This is a genomic window from Cellulosimicrobium sp. BMG9.23 (genome assembly GCF_059159985.1).
The window spans coordinates 69278-87743 of sequence record NZ_JBZGBZ010000006.1 but is presented as its reverse complement, the minus strand read 5'-3'; the positions used below and the strand labels follow the sequence as shown (position 1 = coordinate 87743).

Sequence of the window (18466 nt, the reverse complement as noted above, 5' to 3'; positions counted from 1 at the left end):
GGTGCGTGCGACGTGGGCACCCTGAGCCGCGGCGTCCCAGTGGCCGCCGCGGCTCGACGGGCTGCGGCCGCGCGGTGAAGCACGACCGCGACCGCCGCATTGTGCCGCAGCACGGAGACGACGGCCAGGCTGTCGTCAACCACGATTCCGGCCGGCCCGCCGCATCGGGGACGGTGCCGTGCGACCACGGCAACGTCTGGCTCCAGACCGCTGCGTCATCGAGCCGGACCGAGACCGCACCGGGGTGCTCGGTCACAGCCTCGGCCCGTCGGCCAAGGTGCGGCCCGAGAGGGTCCAGGTGCTGTCGCACGGAATCTGATGCAATGTGTCGGCCCCTCGGTGAGGCGTTCTAGGGGGCGGTTGCCGGCCGTGGTGGGATCGCGAACGCGGAGATCACGGCGGCGACAGCGGCAGCGATGGCAGCGAACAGGAATGCCCGCTGGAAGCCTGTGTCGCCTCCGCCGGCGACGAGACTGAGCGCGGCGATGCTGGAGACGGTGGCCACTCCGATGGATGCGCCGAACTCGTGGAAGGTGCTCAGCAGGCCTGAGGCGATGCCAGCTTCTTCCGGGCCGATCTGACCCAGCGCAGTGGCCGAGGCCACCACGAACAGCGCACCGATTCCGAAGGCGCCGAAACTGACGCCGATCGTTGTCGCTACCGTCGTCGCCCACAGGGCGGGCACCAGCAGTCCGATGGCCGCAATGATCATGCCGGTAGCTCCGAGGGTGCGAGCTCCCAGGCGTCCGATGAGGCGTCCGCCCTGGTTCGCGCCGGTCATGGTGGCCAGGGCGATGGGCAGGAACAGCAGCCCGGTCGCCAGCGGGCCGTGGCCGGCGGACTGCTGGAAGTAGAAGGTGCCCAGGAAGAAGACCGCGACCATCAGTGCGGTGGCGATCATGATCACGAACACGCCCGCCCCCACCGGGCGTCGGGCCAGCAGGCCGAGGTCCATCAGGGGAGACGCTGCGGACTTCTGTCGCCAGCCGAACAGCAGGTATAACGCCAGCGCAGCACCCGCGGTGATGAGCGTGGGTGTGCTGGTCCAGCCGATCTCACCAGCGACGGTCAGCGAATAGATCGCCGAGCCCGTCGCCGCTGTGACCAGAAGGGCACCGAGCACATCGAGCGAGGGTCGCGGCCCGGGTGACGGGGGCAGCGGTGGCAGGACGCGCAGGAGGCCGAACAGGACGATCAGGCCGACCGGGATATTGATGAAGAACACCCACGGCCATCCCGGTCCGGCGGTGATCAGCCCACCCAACAGCACACCGACCGCGGCACCACCGCCGCCTAGAGCCGACCAGATGCCCAGGGCGCGGTTGCGCTCATCGCCGGCGAACAACCGCACCACCACCGACAGAGCCGCCGGAGAGAGCATCGCCGCACCAAGGCCCTGCGTGACCCGTCCAGCGAGCAGGAACCCGCCGTTCTCAGCGAGCCCGGCGATAAGAGAGCCAGCGGTAAAGACAAGCAGGCCAGCAACGACGATCGGCTTGGACCCGAACAGGTCCGCACTGCGCCCACCCAGCAGCATCAAGCCACCGAAGGTCAGCGTGTATGCAGCAACCACCCATGTCAGCGCCTCACGCGACAGGCTGAGGTCCGCACCCATCTGCGGCAGCGCGATCGCCACCACCGTGACGTCCAGGATCAACATGAACTGCGCCGTGCCCAGCAACGCCAGCGCGATCCATCGCTTCGGATCCACCACCTCGCTGGCTTCCGGCGTCGTCTTCGCAGTAGTCATCGCAGCCCCTCCTAAGTCGTACACACGCGTTTGAGTTCGTGTTGATACCATAACTCATACACCCATGTACGGGAAGCGAGAGTTCCATGACGGCCACAACACCGCGGCTCAGCACCAAAAGGGCCGACGCCGTACGCAACGTCGAGAGCATCCTCGACGCTGCGGTCATCTGCCTGTCACAGCGGCAGAACGCGACCATGGCTGAAATCGCCAAAGAGGCGGGACTCGGGCGAGTGACGCTCTACGGCCATTTCGCCTCGCGTGCTGCGCTGATCGAGGCGGTCGTGGCTCGAGTGATCGAACACGGCGAGCAGACGCTGGCCGCGGTCGACTTCGACGGAGACCCCCGCGAAGCGCTGACCCGACTCGTCCACAGCAGCTGGCGGCTCGTGGACCAGTCGCGCTCGGTCATCGCCGCCGCGGAAGACGAACTCTCCCCAGAGCGCATCCGCCAGCTCCACGACACCCCAGCAGCCAGGGTCGAATCACTCATCGAACGGGGCCGCCACCAAGGGCTGTTCCGCACCGACATGCCCACCTCATGGCAAGTCGCCGTCCTCCACCAAGTCCTCCACGGCGCAGGAGCCGAGATCGCCAGAGGCCGCCTTGACCCCGCTGACGCGCCCCAGATCATCTCTGAGACCGTCTTCACCCTGCTTGACGCCCACTGACATGACCAACAACGAGCAGGTCAGCAAGCAGGTCGGACGCTGACGGTCACAGTCATGGCTCGAGCCTGAGCGAAGTGCCGCCACTGCTCGGCGGGCCCCGAGGACACCCCCGCGGCCGGTCACGACCCGGCGACGCACGACCACTGAGCACACCCGCCGGCCCGGCAGCACGCTGCCGGGCCGGAAGGAGGACCTCATGACGGCACTGGCCGCCCCGTCACCGGGGACGTTCGTCGAGCTAGGCGTGTCTCTTATATCCGTGTCCACGTGATGCAGGCTGAGAGCACGACGGCGGCGCGGCAGGTGATGGCGAGCTTGTCGTACCTGGTCGCCAGGGGCGCGCCACTGCTTGGCGAGGGCGAAGCAGTGTTCGACGACGTTGCGTCCCTTGTAGGTCACGGTGTCCAGCTTCGGTGGCCGCCCGCCGGCCGAGCCCTTGCGCCTGCGGGCGGCGATCTCGTCTGACTTCTGCGGGATCACGGCTTTGATGCCCCGGGCGGCGAGCATGCGGCGCGTCTTGCCGCTGGTGTAGGCGCGGTCGGCGTTCACCGCGTCCGGGCGGGTGCGCGGCCGACCTTGCCCCAGGCGTGGGACTCGAATGTCGGCCAGGACGTCTTCGAGCAACGCGCCGTCATTGCGCTGCCCGCCGGTGACCACGATCGACAGCGGGCGACCGCGTCCGTCGACCGCGGCGTGGATCTTCGTGGTCAGCCCGCCACGGGAGCTACCGATGCCGTGACCTGCCGGTTCGCGCTCACCGCCGAGTGGGCTGTGGATGAAACCGACCGGCGTCGGTGTGTAGTTCGACGTCGTCCCCTGTGTCCTGCTCCGGGCGGGTCGTGTTGGTGCCGTGTGATGGGCACGGTTGATCGTGGCGTCCACCGTTACGTTCCAGTTGATCTTGCCCGCGGCGTCGGCCTCGCCGAGCAGCCGGGCAAGCACCAGGTCCCAGGTGCCGTCGGTGGCGCTTCCACACGGTCTGCCATGGCCCGAAGTGCTCACGGGGTAGGTCTCGCCAGGGGATTCCAGTGCGGTAGCGGTAGATGATCCCTCGATCACGCGTCGGGTGTCGGCGAAGGGGCGGCCCCGCTGCCCGGAGTTCGACGGCAGGAGGTTGGCGATCCGCTGCCACTGCTCGTCGTTCAGAACACGGTGTCTCGAGCTCGACATCGAAGCATCGTAGTATCTGCGCATGAGTGAAGGTACGAAGTCGTGTTCGTTCGGGGTGGAGTCGCAGTACGTCGACCTGGCGGTCGAGGTGTTCTCGCTGCTGGCCGATGCGACCCGGGTCCGGATCGTTCTTGCGCTGCGCGAGCAGGAGCTGTCGGTCAACAACCTGGCCGAGCTGGTGGGCAAGTCTCCGACGGCGGTGTCCCAGCACCTCGCGAAGCTGCGCTGGGGGCGGATCGTCAAGGCCCGCCAGGACGGCAACCGGTCCTTCTATTCGTTGGTCGACGAACATGCCCGCCAACTCGTGACCCAGGCGGTCTTCCAGGCCCAGCACGCCGTGGAGGACCGCCCCCACCACCACGAAACCGGCAGCGCGCATCATGGGGCCATCCGATGAGCAGGGACACGACCTTGGGTCACGCTCGCGTCCACAACGACGAGCCCCATCCGCACGGGCACGACCACGAGCATCCGCATGATCACTCCCATCCCAGCGGGTTCTCAGGGTGGCTGCACGAGGTCTTCGTCCCGCACTCCCACGACGCTGCCGACTCCATCGACGACGCCCTGCAGGCCAGCGGCCACGGCATCCGTGCCGTCAAGATCAGCCTGGTCGTGCTCGGGCTGACCGCCCTGGCCCAGCTCGGCATCGTCGCGATCAGCGGCTCCGTGGCCCTCCTGGCCGACACCATCCACAACTTCTCCGACGCCCTGACCGCCGTCCCCCTGTGGATCGCGTTCGTCCTGGGACGTCGTCAACCGACAACCCGATACACCTACGGATACGGGCGCGCCGAAGACCTGGCAGGACTGTTCATCGTCGCGATGATCGCCCTGTCCGCTGTCGTTGCCGGTGTCGAGTCGATCCGACGACTGGCCGATCCGCAGCCCTTGGAGAATCTGGGTTGGGTCCTGGCCGCGGGCGTCATCGGCTTCGCCGGCAACGAAGCCGTGGCCGTCTACCGTATCCGGGTCGGGCGGCGTATCGGATCAGCGGCCCTCGTGGCCGATGGCGTGCATGCACGCACCGACGGCTTCACCTCCCTGGCCGTGGTCCTCGGCGTGATCGGTGTCTGGGCCGGATTCCCCTTGGCCGACCCGATCGTCGGACTGCTCATCACCGCCGCGATCCTCGTCCTGCTCTGGGGTACCGCCCGCGATGTCGGCCGTCGCCTCCTGGACGGCGTCGACCCCGACCTCACCCTTCGCGCTCGCCACACCCTCGAACACACCCCAGGCATCCACCACGTCGAGGACGTCCGCCTGCGCTGGAGCGGCCACCGCCTGCACGTCAGCGCATCCATCACACCTGTCGACGACGCCACTTTCGCCCGGGCGACAGAGATCACCGACGCAGCCAGCGCTGCCCTGCACCACGCGCTCCCGTCCGTCGGCGAGGCCCAGATCACCCCCCGCCCTGCCGAGAGCGTCAACGCCCCCACAGAGGATTAAGAGACACGCCCTAGAGATCGGCGGGATGACCTGCGCCTCGTGCGCCATGCGGATCGAGAATAGGCTCAACCGGCTCGACGGCGTCACCTTGAGTGGTCAGCGGCGGCGAGCGGGCCACCACGCACCTACGGTCGTGACGCAACCGACGAACGGGAAGGGTGCAACATGACTGGCCAGGTGTACGAGAACGACGGTCGTGACGCGCAAGAGGAGCGCCCGGACGCGACGGGGCGGTGGCGTAGTTACGGGCGATTCGCGGCGATGATCGCGACCTCCACTGTCGTGATGTTCGGCCTCACCTACACCAACGTCTTCGCGACCGACCACATCCGGTTCAGTGAGGAGCGCGTCTACATGGCTGTGCTCATGGGCTCGGCCATGGCGATCATCATGCTCGGCTTCATGTGGGGGCACATGTATCGCGACGTGCGCGTCAACGTTGCGATCGTCCTTGTCGCGCTCATCATCGGGAGCGGTGCCCTCACGCTCTCCAGGTCGCAGGCGCTCGTGGACGACCGGGCGTACATGAAGGGCATGATCCCGCACCACTCCATCGCGATCCTGACGAGCGAACGCGCCGACATCGACGACCTTCGTGTCCGTCAGCTCGCCGACGAGATCAGCGCCACGCAGCATGTCGAGATCGCCGAGATGGAGTGGCTGATCACGGACATAGCCGAGAACGGCGTCGCCTCCACGGAGGAGGAAGCGGCGGGACGGCCAGTCCCCAACTTCGAGCCATCCGACGACTCCTGACCAAACCTGTGACCATGGGCTCCTCGACGGCCCACCGGACAAGCGCTCACCCGCATGGCACCGGTAGACGTTCATTCGAGTCCTCGCCGGCAGTCCAGACGCCAGTCAGCAGGGGCGCACGTGTTCCTCGCTCGAGGTGCGGACGCCGCCGTCGATCGCGACGAGGGGCGCGGAGGCCAGCGCGCACATGCACGAGCAACTGCGGACCTCCACGCGCCTTGGCGTCGAGACGTTTTTGCGTCAGATCGGGGTCACGAAGCCGCCGACCCAGCCCTGCATCGTCGTCATCAGGGCGGTCCACAGCCCGATGACCATCGCCAGGCCGACCAGCACGAGCATGACGCCTCCGACGACGTTGATGGCACGCAGGTGCGTGCGCAGGAACGTCGTGGATCGCTTGGCCCACCCGAACCCCCACGCGAGGAGTGCGAACGGCAGCCCGAGGCCCAGGCAGTACGCCAGAGCCAGCAGCGCGCCACGCGCGGCGGTGCCCGCGTCGACGCTGAGCGCCGAGATGGCGACCAAGGTCGGGCCGAGGCACGGCGTCCAGCCCAGACCGAACACGACCCCGAGCAGGGGGGCACCGGCGGTCCCGACGCGCGGCGTCCAGGACGGACGCACGACACGTTGCAGCGGCCCGACCTGCCCGACGAAGACCAGGCCCATCACGATGACGAGGGCCCCGAGGATTCGGATCAGGACGTCTTGTCGTTGCACGAGCCAGGATCCTAGGGCTCCGAACAGGGCCCCGTAGGCGACGAACACGAGCGTGAACCCGGCGATGAACAGTCCTACCCCAAGCATGAGGCGCCGCCGTGAGGCGTCGCGGCCCATGCCGCCGACGTAGCCGAGGTAGCCCGGTACGAGCGGCAGGATGCACGGGGAGGCGAAGGAGACGAGCCCGGCGAGCATCGCGAGCGGGAGCGCCACGAGCAGCCCGCCGGAGAACACGGTCTCGGTGATGCTCACTGGTCCAGTGCCTCCTGGACGGCTCGGGTGAGGTCCTCCGGGGTCTGGACCGCGACCTGCTGGCCGTCGAGGAAGAACGTGGGCGTGCCCCGCACGCCCAGTCGTGTGCCCTCGTCGAAGTCGCGCTGTACGCGGGCCGCGACCTCGGGGTCGGCGACGTCGGCGTCGTACTGGGCCATGTCGAGCCCGAGGTCCTGGGCGAAGCCGCGGAACACCTCGGCCTTGGATTCACGCGCCTCGCCCCACTCGGCCTGGGTGGCGTACATCTGCTGGTACATCGCTTCGAGCTGGCCCTGGCGGGCAGCGGCCTCGACGGCGATCGCGGAGTTGTTCGCGTTGGCGTGCGAGGGGATCGGGAAGTAGCGGATCACGAGTGTGAGCTCGTCGCTGTTCTGCTCGCGCAGCTGTTCGACGGTCGGATAGTAGGCGCGGCAGACCTCGCACTCGAAGTCGAGGAACTCGACGAGGACGGCCTTCTCGTCCGGTGCCTGGTTGATGACGTGGCTGTCCTCGCGCACGACCTGCGGGTCGCCGGTGTTCGGGTCGGCGGCCGCGTCGTCGCTCTCCGAGGACAAGATGAACCAGACGAGTAGGGCGAGCAGGGCGGCGACGCCCAGCACGAGGACGGACTGCAGGATGCGGCGGATAGTCATGAGGTTCCTTGGCGGTGGTCGGTCGGCGGGTTAGTAGCGAGGTCGTCTGCGCGGAGGTGCGATGTCGGTGCCTGCATCGGCGAGGGCGGGTGGGGGTTCGTCCGCGCGGGCGCCGACGCTGGCTGCCTGCTGGCGGTCGAGCTCGGCCAGGGCGTTGCGTTCGTTGCGGTCGGCGTGGATGATCGCGCGCATCGCGAGCCAGAACAGCAGGCCGACCCCGATGGAGGGCACGACGCCGGAGATGATCACGGTCCAGGGGACGTTCATGTGCTTCTCCTTCTCGTACTGGTAGCGGCGGTGGCGGGCTTCGGGTAGGTGAGCAGTGCGCGGACAAGGCGGCGGGCGTCGTCGGCGACGAAGCCGAGCAGCGAGGAGCCGCGGTTGCGTTGCCAGGGCCGGCCGATCACATGCAGGCCCCGAATGCAGGTGTGGTGCTCCTCGTGCACCAGGACGCCGTCCGGTCCGAGCGCTCTGGGGATCGTGATCCACGAGTCGTCGGGCCGGTAGCCGGTGGCCCACACGATCGTGTCCGGGTGCCAGGCTGGGTCGTCGTCGGCGAAGGAGACTTCGGTGCCGCTCACCGCGGTGACACGGCCCCGCAGGCGGATGCCGGCGGCGTGCAGGTCAGCCTCGCTGACCCCGATCACGGGATCGGTGGTGTGCAGACGTCGCCCGAGCGGGCCGTCACGCGAGGCGCGGATGACGGCGGTGCGAGTCATCCACCAGAACAGGTCCTTGCCCGCGATCACCTGACGCACGCTGCGCAGCCTCCCACCGCCGCACGCGAGCTGAACCTCGCGCGCGTCGCCCGCGAGCTCGAGCGCGATCTGCACGCCGGAGTTGCCCGCGCCGACGACCAGGACCCGTTCACCAGGGGTCGTCGCACGGGCGCGGTAGTCGTGCGCGTGCAGCTGCACGAGATTCGGGCTCGCGCCGCCCGCGACGTCGGGGATCCAGGGCGTCTGGAACGCACCGGTGGCGATCACCACCTTCTCGGCAGTGATCGCGCCGGCCGCACCGGACGCGATGAACGCCCCCGGCAGGTCGGTCTCCAGCTGCTCGACACGGAACCCATGCCGAATCCGCAGGTCGTGGTGGGACGCGTAGTCACCCAGGTAGGCAGCGACCTCGTCCTTGGTGGGGAAGTGCTCGTCCGGCCAGGAGGGCGCGAACCCGGGAAGGGCGGCATACCGTGCGGGCGTGACCAGACGCAGCGAGTCCCACCGGCGCGCCCACGCGTCCCCGACGCGTGGGCTGTCGTCGAGGACCACGTAGTCCACACCGGCGTCGGCCAGCAGAGCCGCGGTCACAAGCCCGGCCTGGCCACCGCCGATCACGACCACCTGATGCTGGGCGGTACTCATCCGGCCGCCCTCCGTGAGGCCAAGACGCCGACAGGTCCGGTCAGAGCCTGACGATGGCGTTGTTCGGCGCATTTGGCGAGGAAGGTGGCGACGGCGATCAGTGCGATCACCAGGGCCGTCGCGCTCGACCAGACCGGCAGCGCGCTCAAGTTGGACAGCTCCATGAGGTCCTCGAAGTGGGATGTCATGCTGCACGCAGCGTGGCGGCACTGCCCTTACGGTGGCTCACCCCCCGGGCGCGCGAGTCGCACGCGCGTTCGAGGGACGTCCTCGCTTCGAGGTCCAGAGAGCCGGCGTCGAGCGTCGTGCCGTTCGGTCACGGGACGCGGTGGGCGAGGGCGCAGCCCCTCACCGGCGGACGTCTACGTCCGGCACACACCCCAGCACAACGGGTCCGGCACTGGCAACGCCCGCCTCGCCGTGACCTTGGCCGGTCGTGCGCGCCACGTGAGACGCGGTGGGAGCCGATGCCGGAGCGAGTCGCGGGCGAGCAGCGCGACACCGACAACGACGAGCGCGCACAGGCACAGCAGCGTCAGTGTGTCGATGTGCCCCGAGTCCTGTTCCTGGGTGGGAGATGCCGTCGCCTGCGGCGCGACCTCCGCCTCGACCGCGATCGTGACGTGCGCCGCAGGGGCGGGCGCGCCGGAATCGATCACCGTCGTGCCGAGCAGACCGGCCAGCGCGAGCAGCACGAGGACGAGCACGGCGCGCAGGGCGGCGGTGCCGATGCTGTGACGAGTCGTGGTGACCATGGCGTGCCTGATGATAGAGGTTCAGGCTGGACGCGTCCGGGGCGGTGCGCGCAGGCGGGCCTGCTACGGTCCGGGCGCTGGCCAGTGTGGTGAAGGGATGGGACGTGTCCGGGTTTGTGGTGACCGAGTTCGATGGTCCGGTGTGGTTGCCGACCGCGCCGCCGTCCTTCGAGACGTACCTCGCCCCGACCTTGCAGCCGATCCCGGTGATCCCCGTCATCGCGCTGCTCGCCGCCGCCCTCTACCTCGCCGGGGCCGTGCGGGTCTGGGCGACCGGTCGGCGCTGGTCGCCCTGGGCGACGCTGTCGTTCCTGACTGGGTGCGCGGTCCTGGTCGTGGTCATGGGCGCCGGTATCGAGGGCTACGGCCTGGAGATGTACTCGGTGTTCATGTTCCAGCAGCTCACCCTGATGATGGCGGTCCCGCCGCTGCTCGTGCTGGGCCGCCCGGGCACCCTGCTGTTGCGCGCGACCCCGCACAACCGCGTCGGGCGCCGCGTGCTCGGCGCCGCCCGTTGGGGTCTGCGCTCGTGGGCGGGGCGCGTGGTGCTGCACCCGGCGCTGATGATCCCGCTGTTCCTGCTGTGCTTCTACGCCCTGTACTTCAGTCCGTTGGCCGGCAGCCTGCTGCGGACCTGGACCGGGCACCTGTCCTTGGAGCTGCTGTTCCTGGTCGCGGGCATCTTGTTCACCGTCCCGGTGCTCTCCCTCGACCCGTTGCCCAACCCGCAGGGCCATCTGGGGCGGGCCGCGGACATGTTTCTCGAGATGCCCACCCACGCGTTCTTCGGCGTGATCGTCATGATGGCCAGCGCCCCCCTGGTCTCGGCCTTCACCCATCCCCCGGTGTCGTGGGGGGTGGACGTGCTCGAGGACCAGGGCACCGCCGGAGCCCTGGCCTGGTCGTACGGCGAGCTGCCGTCGTTGATCATGCTGCTGATCATCTTCGTGCGCTGGAACAAGGACGAGACCCGGCGCACCCGCGCCGCAGACCGCCGTATCGACCAGTACGGCGACCCCGACCTCGACGCCTACAACGACTACCTGCGACGGCTCAGCGGCACCGGCTGAACGTCTACGGTGGCGCGCTCAGGCGTGGCGGGCGGCTGCGGGCTCGTGCTCGCGCAGATGCTCCGTCTCGAGCTGGAACGTGGAGTGCTCCAGCGACACCGGGAAGTGCTGCGCGACGCAGGACCGGATGTCGGTCAAGATCGCCGGCGCGTGCCCGTCGCTGAAGCACTGGTCGTCGACGACGACGTGCGCCGAGATCGTGGGCAGCCCGGTCGCGACCGTCGAGGCGTGCAGGTCGTGCACGTCGCGCACGTGGTCCAGCCCCAGAATGTGTGCGCGCACCTGGTCCAGGTCCAGACCCTTCGGCGTGAACTCCATCAGCACGCTCGTGGTCTCCTTCAAGATCACCACCGCCCGCGGCACGATCAGCGCGGCGATGAACAGGCCCGCGATCGCGTCCGCGCGCTGGAACCCGGTCGTCGCGATGACGATCGCGGCCACGATCACCCCCAGCGACCCGAGTGCGTCGTTGAGCACCTCGAGGAACGCCGCGCGCATGTTCAGGTTCGCGCCGCGGCTCCTGGACAGGATCACGATCCCGGTCACGTTCGCCACCAGGCCCACGACACCGAAGACCAGCAGCTCGGTCGACTGGATCTCTGGCGGTTCGATCAGGCGCCGCACGCCCTCTACCGCCGCGTACACCCCGACGACGATCAGCAGCGTCGCCTGCGCGAGCGCGGCGATCACCTCGATCCGCCGAAAGCCCCACGTGCGGTGCTTGTCCGCCGGGCGCAGCACCAACGTCGCCGCGATCAACGCAACCAGCAGACCCGTCGCGTCCGCCACCGCGTGCGCGGTGTCGGTGAGCAACGCCAGGCTCCCCGTCACGACCGACCCGATCGCCTGGGCGACCACGACCGTCAACGTCAGCGCGAACGCGATCGCGAGCCTGCGACGAAAGTCCGGTGCCTGCGCGACGTCGGCGTCGGCGCCTCCGCCGTGGTTGTGTCCCGCGCCCATCACGCCTCCCTCGAAGAGCTCGACGCACCGGCCAGGTGCCGACAGGACGCGGCGCGGTCCCCGGTGACCAGGAGGAGGCCGTCCGCCGCCGCCCACAGCCCCGCCAGCGCTTCGGGCGCGGCGAGGGTGAACCACGACGCGCGGCCCTGCTCACGCACGTCCACCAGCCCGCACTCGCGCAGGCAGGCCAGATGAGCGCTCACCGTCGACTGTGCGAGGCCCAGGTGCTCGACCAGGTCACGCACCCGATGCTCACCACCCTCCAGATGCCGCACGATCGCCAACCGACTCGGGTCAGACAACGCCCGAAACAGCGCCACATGCCCGCTCGGCGCCTCATCTCGCGTCTCGATCTGATGCGCGGTAATCATCGTCATACACCGATGATATCGCCCAGGAGCGATATTGACCACGCCCGCGCATCGTCGCGGGCGGGCAGTCGGCCACGAGCGTCAACCTCCGGCAGTAGGTAGCACCCGGGCTGTGGGCTACGCCAAGCGGCTCGCGAGACGTTGCGCGTCGCGGCGGACGTAGCCGAGCAGCGCCGATCCGCGGTCGCGCTGCCAGGAGCGCCCGATCGCGTACAACCCAGGTACGGGGGTGACGCCGTCGTCGACGACCAGGGCCCCGGCCCCGTCGAGTGCGCCGGGCACGGTGATCCAGGTGTCGTCGTGCCGGTACCCGGTCGCCCACACCACGGCGGCGGGCTGGACGGCGTGGCCGTCGACGAATCTCACCGTGTCGCCGGCGGCGTCCTGGGCTCGGGGGTGGAAGGTGACGCCGGCGGCGGCCAGGGCCCGGCGCGGGGTGCCGATGACGGGCTCGTTCGCGCGCACGCGGCGCCCGACGAGCGAGCCCCCCGGCGCGTGGATCGCCCGTGTAGCGGTCAGCCACCAGAACAGGTCGCGCCCCAGCGGTCGTTGCGGGAGCTCACGCAGGCGCGCACCCTCCGACAGGTGCACGGGGCGGCCCGGACCGGGCGAGCTCGAGCGCGATCTGGCGCCCGGAGTTCGCGCCGCCGACGACGAGCACCGCCCCGGGTGGAAGCGCGTCGGGGCGCCTGTAGGCGTCGGTGTGGACCTGCGCGACGGCCGGGTCGAGGCCGGTCGCGAAGGCTGGCGTCCAGGGACGGCCGAACGCACCGGTGGCCACGACCACCCGGGCAGCGCGCAGCGTCTCGCCGCCGGCCAGGTGCACGGTGAAGTCGCCCGCGCTGCCCTCGAGCCGGACGACCTCGGCACCGGTGCGCACGGGCAGGTCGAACCGGGCGGCGTAGTGCGCGATGTAGGCGGCCACCTGGTCCTTGCCGGGGTAGGACCACGGCTCGGCGGGGAACGCGAGCCCGGGCAGGGCGTCGTACCGCGCAGGGGTGAACAGCCGCAGCGAGTCCCACCGGCTCGCCCAGCTCGCACCGACGTGCGCGGCGCGCTCGAGCAGGAGCACGTCGACGCCGTCGCGGGTCAGGTAGTACCCGAGCGCGAGCCCGGCCTGCCCGGCACCGACCACGACGACGTCGTGGTCGGCGCCGTTGCTGCGGCTCACAGCAGCGACGCGATGTGGGCCAGGGTGCCGGACTCGATGAGAATGAACACACCGAGGCCGATGAACACCACCGGCACGAGCCAGTGCTCGACCTTCTCCAGCGCCTCGGTGACCTTCTCGTTCGTGCCGATCGCGCGCGCGAACAGGCACCACAGCGCGAGCAGGACGAGGAACACCGCGATCGTGACCAGGGCGTCCGTGGTCGAGATGGTGCGGAACACCGGGGTGTAGATCGCGATGTTGTCCCCGCCGTTCGCGATCGTGATGCCCGCGACGCCGAGCAGCCCGACGGCCTTGAGCGCGGACTCGGCCTCATCGTCGTCGTCCTTGCCGCGCAGCGTGCGCACCAGGGCCAGCACGCCGATCGCGAGCGGGATCAGGCCGAGCAGGCCCACCCACTCGTCCGGCACGATCGTCAGGCCGAGCGCCGCCAGGAAGCTCACCGCGATCAGGGTGACCAGGCCCAGGTACTGCCCGGCCACGATCTGCCACCCACGCAGCCGCGACGTCCCCCGCGCGGCGACCGCGAACAGGACCGTCAGGACCACGATGTCGTCGAGGTTGGTCGCGACGAACAACCCGACCGCGGCCGCGATCGTGCTCAGCACGCCGACACCTGCCCGTCCACGCCATACGTCGGGCACAACGCGACCGCGCTGCCCGTCGCCGCGAGCAACGTCTCCGCGGCCGCGAGCATGTCCAACAGCTCCGGGCGGGCCAACGAGTAGAACACCCGCCGCCCCTCCATGCGCCCGGCCACCAGGCCGCAGTCCTTCAAGCACGCCACGTGCGAGGACACCGTCGACTGCGCCAGCCCCAGCTCAGCCGTCAACTCCGCGACTCGCGTCTCCCCGACCGCGAGCCGGCGCACGATCGCCAACCGCGCCGGATCCCCCAACGACCGGAACAACGCGACCGCCGGCTCAACATCGGCCGTGGTCGCCGTACACACCTCAGAATCTATGATCGACACCAGCCGATAATAACCGGCCATCATCGATGGGTCGAGGTAGGCGGAGTACACGCGTTCGTGTACCGTCGTGGTCATGGAGACGGTGACACTCACCCACACCGCGGCCCTCGCCCGCCTCGGGCACGCCCTGTCGGACGAGACCCGGGCACGGATCATGCTCACGCTGCGCGAGGCGCCCGCCTACCCGTCCGACCTCGCCGACGCGCTCGGCGTATCCCGCCAAGTCATGTCCAACCAGCTCGCCTGCCTGCGCGGGTGCGGCCTCGTCGAGGCGATCCCGGACGGTCGACGCACCTGGTACCGGCTCGCCGACTCCCACCTCGCCCCGGCGCTCGACGACCTCCTCAAACTCGTCGTGACCGTCGACCCGACCTGCTGCTCGCCCGAGGGGTGCACCTGCTCATGACCTCCCTCAGCCTCGGCCCCAAGCCCCTGCCCACCGCCCGACGCGCCCTGCTCGAAAAGCGCGTGCGGTGGATCGTCGCCGCCACGATCACCTACAACGTCATCGAGGCCGTCGTCGCGATCACCGCCGGCCGCATCGCGTCCTCGGCCGCCCTTGTCGGGTTCGGCCTCGACTCCGTCGTCGAGGTGCTCTCCGCGGCCGCCGTCGCGTGGCAGTTCGCCGCCCCCGACCCGCACCGCCGCGAACGCACCGCTATGCGCCTCATCGCCGTTTCGTTCTTCGGTCTCGCCGTGTTCGTCACCGTCGACGCCGTGCGCACCCTGCTCGGCGCGAGCGAGCCGGACCACTCGACCGTCGGCATCGTGCTCGCCGCAGTGAGCCTGGTGATCATGCCGTTCCTGTCCTGGTTCGAACGCCGCACCGGGCGCGAGCTCGGGTCCGCCTCCGCCGTCGCCGACTCCAAGCAGACACTGCTGTGCACCTATCTGTCCGCCGTCCTGCTCGTCGGGCTCGTCCTCAACTCCACCCTCGGCTGGACCTGGGCCGACCCCCTCGCCGCGCTCATCATCGCCGCCGTCGCTATCAAGGAAGGCATCGAAGCCTGGCGCGGCGACGCATGCTGCACCCCCGTCGGAGCCCTCCTCGGTCACGACGACGAGGACGACGGCTGCACCGACGGATGCTGCACGCCTCGCACGAAGTAGCCAGCACGAAGAACCCGTCGTGTGTTCGACGTCGCAGAACCTTCTTCTGCGACGCCTGCCAAGTGTTTGATGCCTTGCCGGAGTTCGATGGAGGCTCGGAACTGACGCGTCGAGGGGTGCTCACCCGGCTCGGGCCGTGGCCGAGCAGATCGAGGGGTCCAGAACGTCCTCGCCTGATCTGCGGCCTGGTCCGGGTCGGCGATTCGCGCATCCGCGATAGGCTAGACGCGAGGCTTCCGGCAGAGACTACTCATGCCGGTGCAAGACCGTTGAGACAGCGGACGCGAAGCGACCCCACGATGTGGGGTCGCTTCGTGGCTTCTCGGACGGCTAGCGGGCGCCAGGTTCCGCTCATGACGATTGAGCCTCCAGACCCGACCTGACCAGTTCGTGCTTCGCCTGAGCTGCGGTTCGGCCGACAGGCGCGCACTCCGGCCCCGTGGACTTGACTATGACGCGCCCGCCGTCTTCGCAGGTCAGGCGGCTAACTCGACCACGAAGGTGTGTAACGCAGTCGGTTGAGTCCCCCTCCGGACACTCGTTGAGACAGCGACGAACAGGGCCGCTGACCAGGGATAACACCCCGGTCGGCGGTCTTTTTCGTTGCCGCGGCACAGTCTCAGGACACAGGCCAGGACACGAGGCGTGGGCCCGGGCCGCTAGAGCACAGGCCCGGTGAGGCACCGCAGGAGGTCCCGGATCGGCGTGGAACGCTCCTGGGTGTTGTGACCTCGGCCTCATCTGCAGGCGGATCGACCGCCGGCTCCGGCGCCGGCGTCGGAGCAGGAGGCGCCGGCGGTTCGATCACGACGACGTCAGGCTCGGCGTGCTGAGGGCGGCCCGGTCCTGTCGGCGGCCGGCAAGACGGGCGCGGTCAGCCGACGAAGAGCGACGTCGGCCTGCCGAACGTCAACGACACGTCCGACGCGAAGAAGCCCGTGAGCGGCCCGCAGCAGGTCGCTCTCAACGGCAAGGCAGCCGCGATCCACCAGCACAGCTTCGCGCAGGTCCCCGGGTTGCGGGAGGCGCTCGACTCCAAGCGCGGGCAGAGTGACCCCGTGGATGCTTCTCTGATTGGTTCCGGACGAGTGGCTCCCGCTCGCCTCGGCAGCGGGACGTTCGGCGACCCGACACGCTTCCTCGCGTCGGACGGGGCATGGCGCATCCCGTCGGGCGGCGGATCGGGCCTGCTCAACGCAGTCCGCCTCATCGGTGACTCGATGGCGTCGGACCAGATGGACAGCAGCGGGCAGACCGGCGCGCAGCATCTCGCGGCAGCACTCGGCGGGGACGTCGAGGTCATCAGCCGCGGGGACTACGGCGCCTACGCGACGTGGGCGTCCATCGCGTCAGGCGGGCGCCCGCTTGCCATCAGTGTGACGGGCGACACGATCCCCGGATCGGGTGCGGTCGCGATCACCGAGGTGGACGCGCCGTCGCCGTGGTGGATCACGTCCGCGACCCTCGCCGGCACTCTCGCCGGAGTGCACGGGACGATCGTCGAGACCGTGGACCGGTCGGGCAACGCGACGTTCACCCGCACCACCGCAGGAACAGCCACGGCGTGCCTGCCCGGGTCCGTGTTCGTCCCCGACGCGCTGGACCCCGAGTGCGCGTGGGTGTGGTGGGCCGGCACGAACGACGAGAAGGAGCCGTTCTCGCTCGAGCAGTTCCGCACGGACCTGCGCGCGTTCCTCGCTGCCCACCCGGGCAGGGGCCTCGTCATCACCCCGGCGTGGCGCACGGGCGACGACCCCGGCGAGACCCGGTTCGAGCGGCTGGTCGACATGGAGGAGATCTGTGTGCAGGAGTCGGGGCCGCGCGCGCTGAACTCACGGCTGTTCCTCGCGAAGCACGGCTGCAAGTGGGCCGGCGTCACGCCGTCGTCGGCGGACAACGCCGCGTCGGCCGCGAACCAGGTCCCGCCGTCGCTGCTGCACGACCACGTGCACCTGAACGACAACGGGCGCGAGGCCATCTGGGGCAAGGTCGCGTCGATGCTGCTCGGCATGGGCATCGTCGACGGCAACCCGAGCCCGGTCGAACCGCCGCCCACCGACACGACGCCGCCCGCCGCACCCATCGGCCTCGACGACACGGCCGTCACGCACAGCTCGGTGTCGCTCACCTGGACCGCTCCCGAACCCGGGGCCGAGTACCGGCTGCGGCAGAACGGCTCGGTCATCGGCACGTGGTTCACGGGCACGACGCGCACCGTCACCGGACTCACCGCGTCCACGGCGTACACGTTCGCCGTGCAGGCACGTGACGCGACGGGCAACGAGGGCGCGTGGTCGTCGAACCTCGGCGTCTCGACCATCGCCGCACCGTCCGACACGACGCCCCCGACACAGCCCGTCGTCGGCACCCCCACGTCCGTCACAACCATCAGCGCCACCGTGCCCTGGTCGGCCTCCTCGGACGCCGTAGGCGTCACCGGGTACCGGGTGACCGGGGCAGGACCCGAGCAGAACGTGACCGGGCTGAGCGCGAACCTCACCGGCCTCACCGCCGACACCCAGTACACGGTCCTCGTGCACGCGCGCGACGCAGCCGGGAACGAGTCCACCCCCGGGTCGGTCACGTTCACCACGGCGGCAGCACCCACGGGACCCGCCCCCGTCTCGTGGTACAGGCTGAACGAGGGCACGGGGACGACGACGGCCGACGAGGTCGGAAACCGCGACCTGACCGTCAACACCTCCGGGTGGACCTCAGGACGCACCGGCGCCGGGCTCACCGGCCCGGCATCACCCACGGCCGAACCCATCGCCGCCGCACCCCTGACGACCTTCACGTTCATGGCGTGGGTGCGGCAGGTGTCCGCCGGCGTGCAGGCCGTCGTCACGTTCGGCGAGCAGGCTGCCCCTGGGTGGCTCGCGCTCTACTACTCCGGCAGCTCGTTCCGGTTCGGCCTCTACGGCACCGTGGCGAACACCGGGGACTCGATCGCCCCCACGGGCATCACGTCCGGGTCGTGGCAGCACCTCGCGTTCACGTTCAACGGCGGGGTGGTCAACTTCTACCGCAACGGCGTGTTCGAGGCCAGGAAGCCGTCCGTCTCGGTGCCGGACCTCACGAAGACGAGGATCGGTGTCGCGCTCACCGGGACGGCGATCCCGCTCGTGAACCTCGCCGGCACGGTGGACGACATCCGGCTCTACGACAGCATCCTGACGCAGCCGGAGATCGCGGCCATCGCCGCACTCTGACTCGAACGCAAGCCCCGCGCGACAGGCGCCCCCGCTCACTCTCACGGGTGGGCGGG

The 18466-nt window shown here is 69.7% G+C and carries 21 protein-coding genes and 3 pseudogenes; 9 read left to right on the top strand and 15 right to left on the bottom strand.

Annotated elements, in window-relative coordinates; all coding sequences use genetic code 11:
* Positions 1–349: 349 nt before the first annotated feature.
* The gene (locus tag AC4H2G_RS11200) at positions 350–1750 is read right to left on the bottom strand and encodes an MFS transporter (protein WP_494365843.1); all 1401 of its coding nucleotides are present in this window, start codon (positions 1748–1750) and stop codon (positions 350–352) included.
* 86 nt (positions 1751–1836) lie between these two features.
* Here AC4H2G_RS11200 and AC4H2G_RS11195 point away from each other — a divergent pair, with 86 nt between their 5' ends.
* Positions 1837–2421: a TetR/AcrR family transcriptional regulator gene (locus AC4H2G_RS11195; protein WP_494365842.1), complete on the top strand. Its 585-nt coding sequence runs from the start codon at positions 1837–1839 to the stop codon at positions 2419–2421.
* Positions 2422–2817: 396 nt separating this feature from the next.
* Here the strand turns inward: AC4H2G_RS11195 and AC4H2G_RS11190 are convergent.
* Positions 2818–3531: pseudogene (locus AC4H2G_RS11190) on the bottom strand (transposase); the annotation flags it as partial.
* Positions 3422–3658, bottom strand: a pseudogene (locus tag AC4H2G_RS11185) (hypothetical protein); the annotation flags it as partial. The pseudogenes AC4H2G_RS11185 and AC4H2G_RS11190, both read right to left, overlap by 110 nt.
* Between AC4H2G_RS11185 and AC4H2G_RS11180 the strand changes: the two are divergent.
* The 4 genes and pseudogenes from AC4H2G_RS11180 to AC4H2G_RS11165 all read left to right on the top strand — a co-directional run bounded on the left by AC4H2G_RS11180 (position 3614) and on the right by AC4H2G_RS11165 (position 5799).
* Entirely contained in the window at positions 3614–3988 is a 375-nt protein-coding gene (locus AC4H2G_RS11180) for an ArsR/SmtB family transcription factor (RefSeq protein WP_494365841.1), read from the top strand. The pseudogene AC4H2G_RS11185 and the gene AC4H2G_RS11180 sit on opposite strands and share 45 nt — an antisense overlap.
* Positions 3985–5043 (top strand): cation diffusion facilitator family transporter, encoded by a 1059-nt coding sequence (locus AC4H2G_RS11175; protein WP_494365840.1) that lies wholly within the window; start codon positions 3985–3987, stop codon positions 5041–5043. Before AC4H2G_RS11180 ends, AC4H2G_RS11175 begins: the two co-directional genes overlap by 4 nt.
* Positions 5009–5137 (top strand): annotated as a pseudogene (locus AC4H2G_RS11170) (cation transporter); the annotation flags it as partial. The gene AC4H2G_RS11175 and the pseudogene AC4H2G_RS11170, both read left to right, overlap by 35 nt.
* Before the next feature lie 71 nt (positions 5138–5208).
* Positions 5209–5799, top strand: a complete 591-nt coding sequence (locus AC4H2G_RS11165) for a DUF305 domain-containing protein (protein ID WP_494365839.1) — start codon at positions 5209–5211, stop codon at positions 5797–5799.
* A gap of 240 nt (positions 5800–6039) precedes the next feature.
* On the opposite strand, the gene AC4H2G_RS11160 is transcribed toward AC4H2G_RS11165, so the two are convergent.
* From AC4H2G_RS11160 to AC4H2G_RS11135, 6 genes are all read right to left on the bottom strand, one after another.
* Complete coding sequence (locus tag AC4H2G_RS11160) at positions 6040–6768, bottom strand: cytochrome c biogenesis CcdA family protein (protein ID WP_494365838.1); 729 nt, start codon at positions 6766–6768, stop codon at positions 6040–6042.
* Positions 6765–7421, bottom strand: a complete 657-nt coding sequence (locus AC4H2G_RS11155; RefSeq protein ID WP_494365837.1) for a DsbA family protein — start codon at positions 7419–7421, stop codon at positions 6765–6767. Before AC4H2G_RS11155 ends, AC4H2G_RS11160 begins: the two co-directional genes overlap by 4 nt.
* Positions 7422–7451: 30 nt before the next feature.
* The gene (locus AC4H2G_RS11150) at positions 7452–7688 is read right to left on the bottom strand and encodes a hypothetical protein (protein ID WP_494365836.1); all 237 of its coding nucleotides are present in this window, start codon (positions 7686–7688) and stop codon (positions 7452–7454) included.
* Positions 7685–8785: a flavin-containing monooxygenase gene (locus AC4H2G_RS11145; protein WP_494365835.1), complete on the bottom strand. Its 1101-nt coding sequence runs from the start codon at positions 8783–8785 to the stop codon at positions 7685–7687. The genes AC4H2G_RS11150 and AC4H2G_RS11145 overlap by 4 nt, the downstream gene beginning before the upstream one ends.
* Positions 8782–8973 (bottom strand): hypothetical protein, encoded by a 192-nt coding sequence (locus tag AC4H2G_RS11140; protein WP_494365834.1) that lies wholly within the window; start codon positions 8971–8973, stop codon positions 8782–8784. Before AC4H2G_RS11140 ends, AC4H2G_RS11145 begins: the two co-directional genes overlap by 4 nt.
* A 174-nt stretch (positions 8974–9147) precedes the next feature.
* Positions 9148–9540, bottom strand: a complete 393-nt coding sequence (locus AC4H2G_RS11135; protein WP_494365833.1) for a hypothetical protein — start codon at positions 9538–9540, stop codon at positions 9148–9150.
* 104 nt (positions 9541–9644) lie between these two features.
* Here AC4H2G_RS11135 and AC4H2G_RS11130 point away from each other — a divergent pair, with 104 nt between their 5' ends.
* The gene (locus tag AC4H2G_RS11130; protein ID WP_494365832.1) at positions 9645–10610 is read left to right on the top strand and encodes a cytochrome c oxidase assembly protein; all 966 of its coding nucleotides are present in this window, start codon (positions 9645–9647) and stop codon (positions 10608–10610) included.
* A gap of 18 nt (positions 10611–10628) precedes the next feature.
* Here the strand turns inward: AC4H2G_RS11130 and AC4H2G_RS11125 are convergent, their stop codons facing one another.
* The 6 genes from AC4H2G_RS11125 to AC4H2G_RS11100 all read right to left on the bottom strand — a co-directional run bounded on the left by AC4H2G_RS11125 (position 10629) and on the right by AC4H2G_RS11100 (position 14163).
* On the bottom strand, positions 10629–11573 hold the full coding sequence (locus AC4H2G_RS11125; protein ID WP_494365831.1) for a cation diffusion facilitator family transporter: 945 nt from the start codon (positions 11571–11573) through the stop codon (positions 10629–10631).
* Positions 11573–11950, bottom strand: a complete 378-nt coding sequence (locus AC4H2G_RS11120) for an ArsR/SmtB family transcription factor (protein WP_494365830.1) — start codon at positions 11948–11950, stop codon at positions 11573–11575. Before AC4H2G_RS11120 ends, AC4H2G_RS11125 begins: the two co-directional genes overlap by 1 nt.
* A gap of 111 nt (positions 11951–12061) precedes the next feature.
* Entirely contained in the window at positions 12062–12535 is a 474-nt protein-coding gene (locus AC4H2G_RS11115; protein ID WP_494365829.1) for an NAD(P)/FAD-dependent oxidoreductase, read from the bottom strand.
* Positions 12504–13115, bottom strand: coding sequence for a flavin-containing monooxygenase (locus AC4H2G_RS11110; RefSeq protein WP_494365828.1), 612 nt, complete (start codon positions 13113–13115; stop codon positions 12504–12506). Before AC4H2G_RS11110 ends, AC4H2G_RS11115 begins: the two co-directional genes overlap by 32 nt.
* Entirely contained in the window at positions 13112–13723 is a 612-nt protein-coding gene (locus AC4H2G_RS11105) for a cadmium resistance transporter (protein WP_494365827.1), read from the bottom strand. Before AC4H2G_RS11105 ends, AC4H2G_RS11110 begins: the two co-directional genes overlap by 4 nt.
* Positions 13717–14163 (bottom strand): ArsR/SmtB family transcription factor, encoded by a 447-nt coding sequence (locus tag AC4H2G_RS11100; RefSeq protein WP_494365826.1) that lies wholly within the window; start codon positions 14161–14163, stop codon positions 13717–13719. The genes AC4H2G_RS11105 and AC4H2G_RS11100 overlap by 7 nt, the downstream gene beginning before the upstream one ends.
* On the opposite strand from AC4H2G_RS11100, the gene AC4H2G_RS11095 reads away from it, so the two are divergent.
* From AC4H2G_RS11095 to AC4H2G_RS11085, 3 genes are all read left to right on the top strand, one after another.
* Positions 14162–14494, top strand: a complete 333-nt coding sequence (locus tag AC4H2G_RS11095) for an ArsR/SmtB family transcription factor (protein WP_061269479.1) — start codon at positions 14162–14164, stop codon at positions 14492–14494. The two genes, AC4H2G_RS11100 and AC4H2G_RS11095, sit on opposite strands and share 2 nt — an antisense overlap.
* Complete coding sequence (locus AC4H2G_RS11090; protein WP_494365825.1) at positions 14491–15198, top strand: cation efflux transmembrane domain-containing protein; 708 nt, start codon at positions 14491–14493, stop codon at positions 15196–15198. Before AC4H2G_RS11095 ends, AC4H2G_RS11090 begins: the two co-directional genes overlap by 4 nt.
* A 938-nt stretch (positions 15199–16136) precedes the next feature.
* Entirely contained in the window at positions 16137–18410 is a 2274-nt protein-coding gene (locus AC4H2G_RS11085; protein WP_494365824.1) for a LamG-like jellyroll fold domain-containing protein, read from the top strand.
* Positions 18411–18466 lie beyond the last annotated feature (56 nt).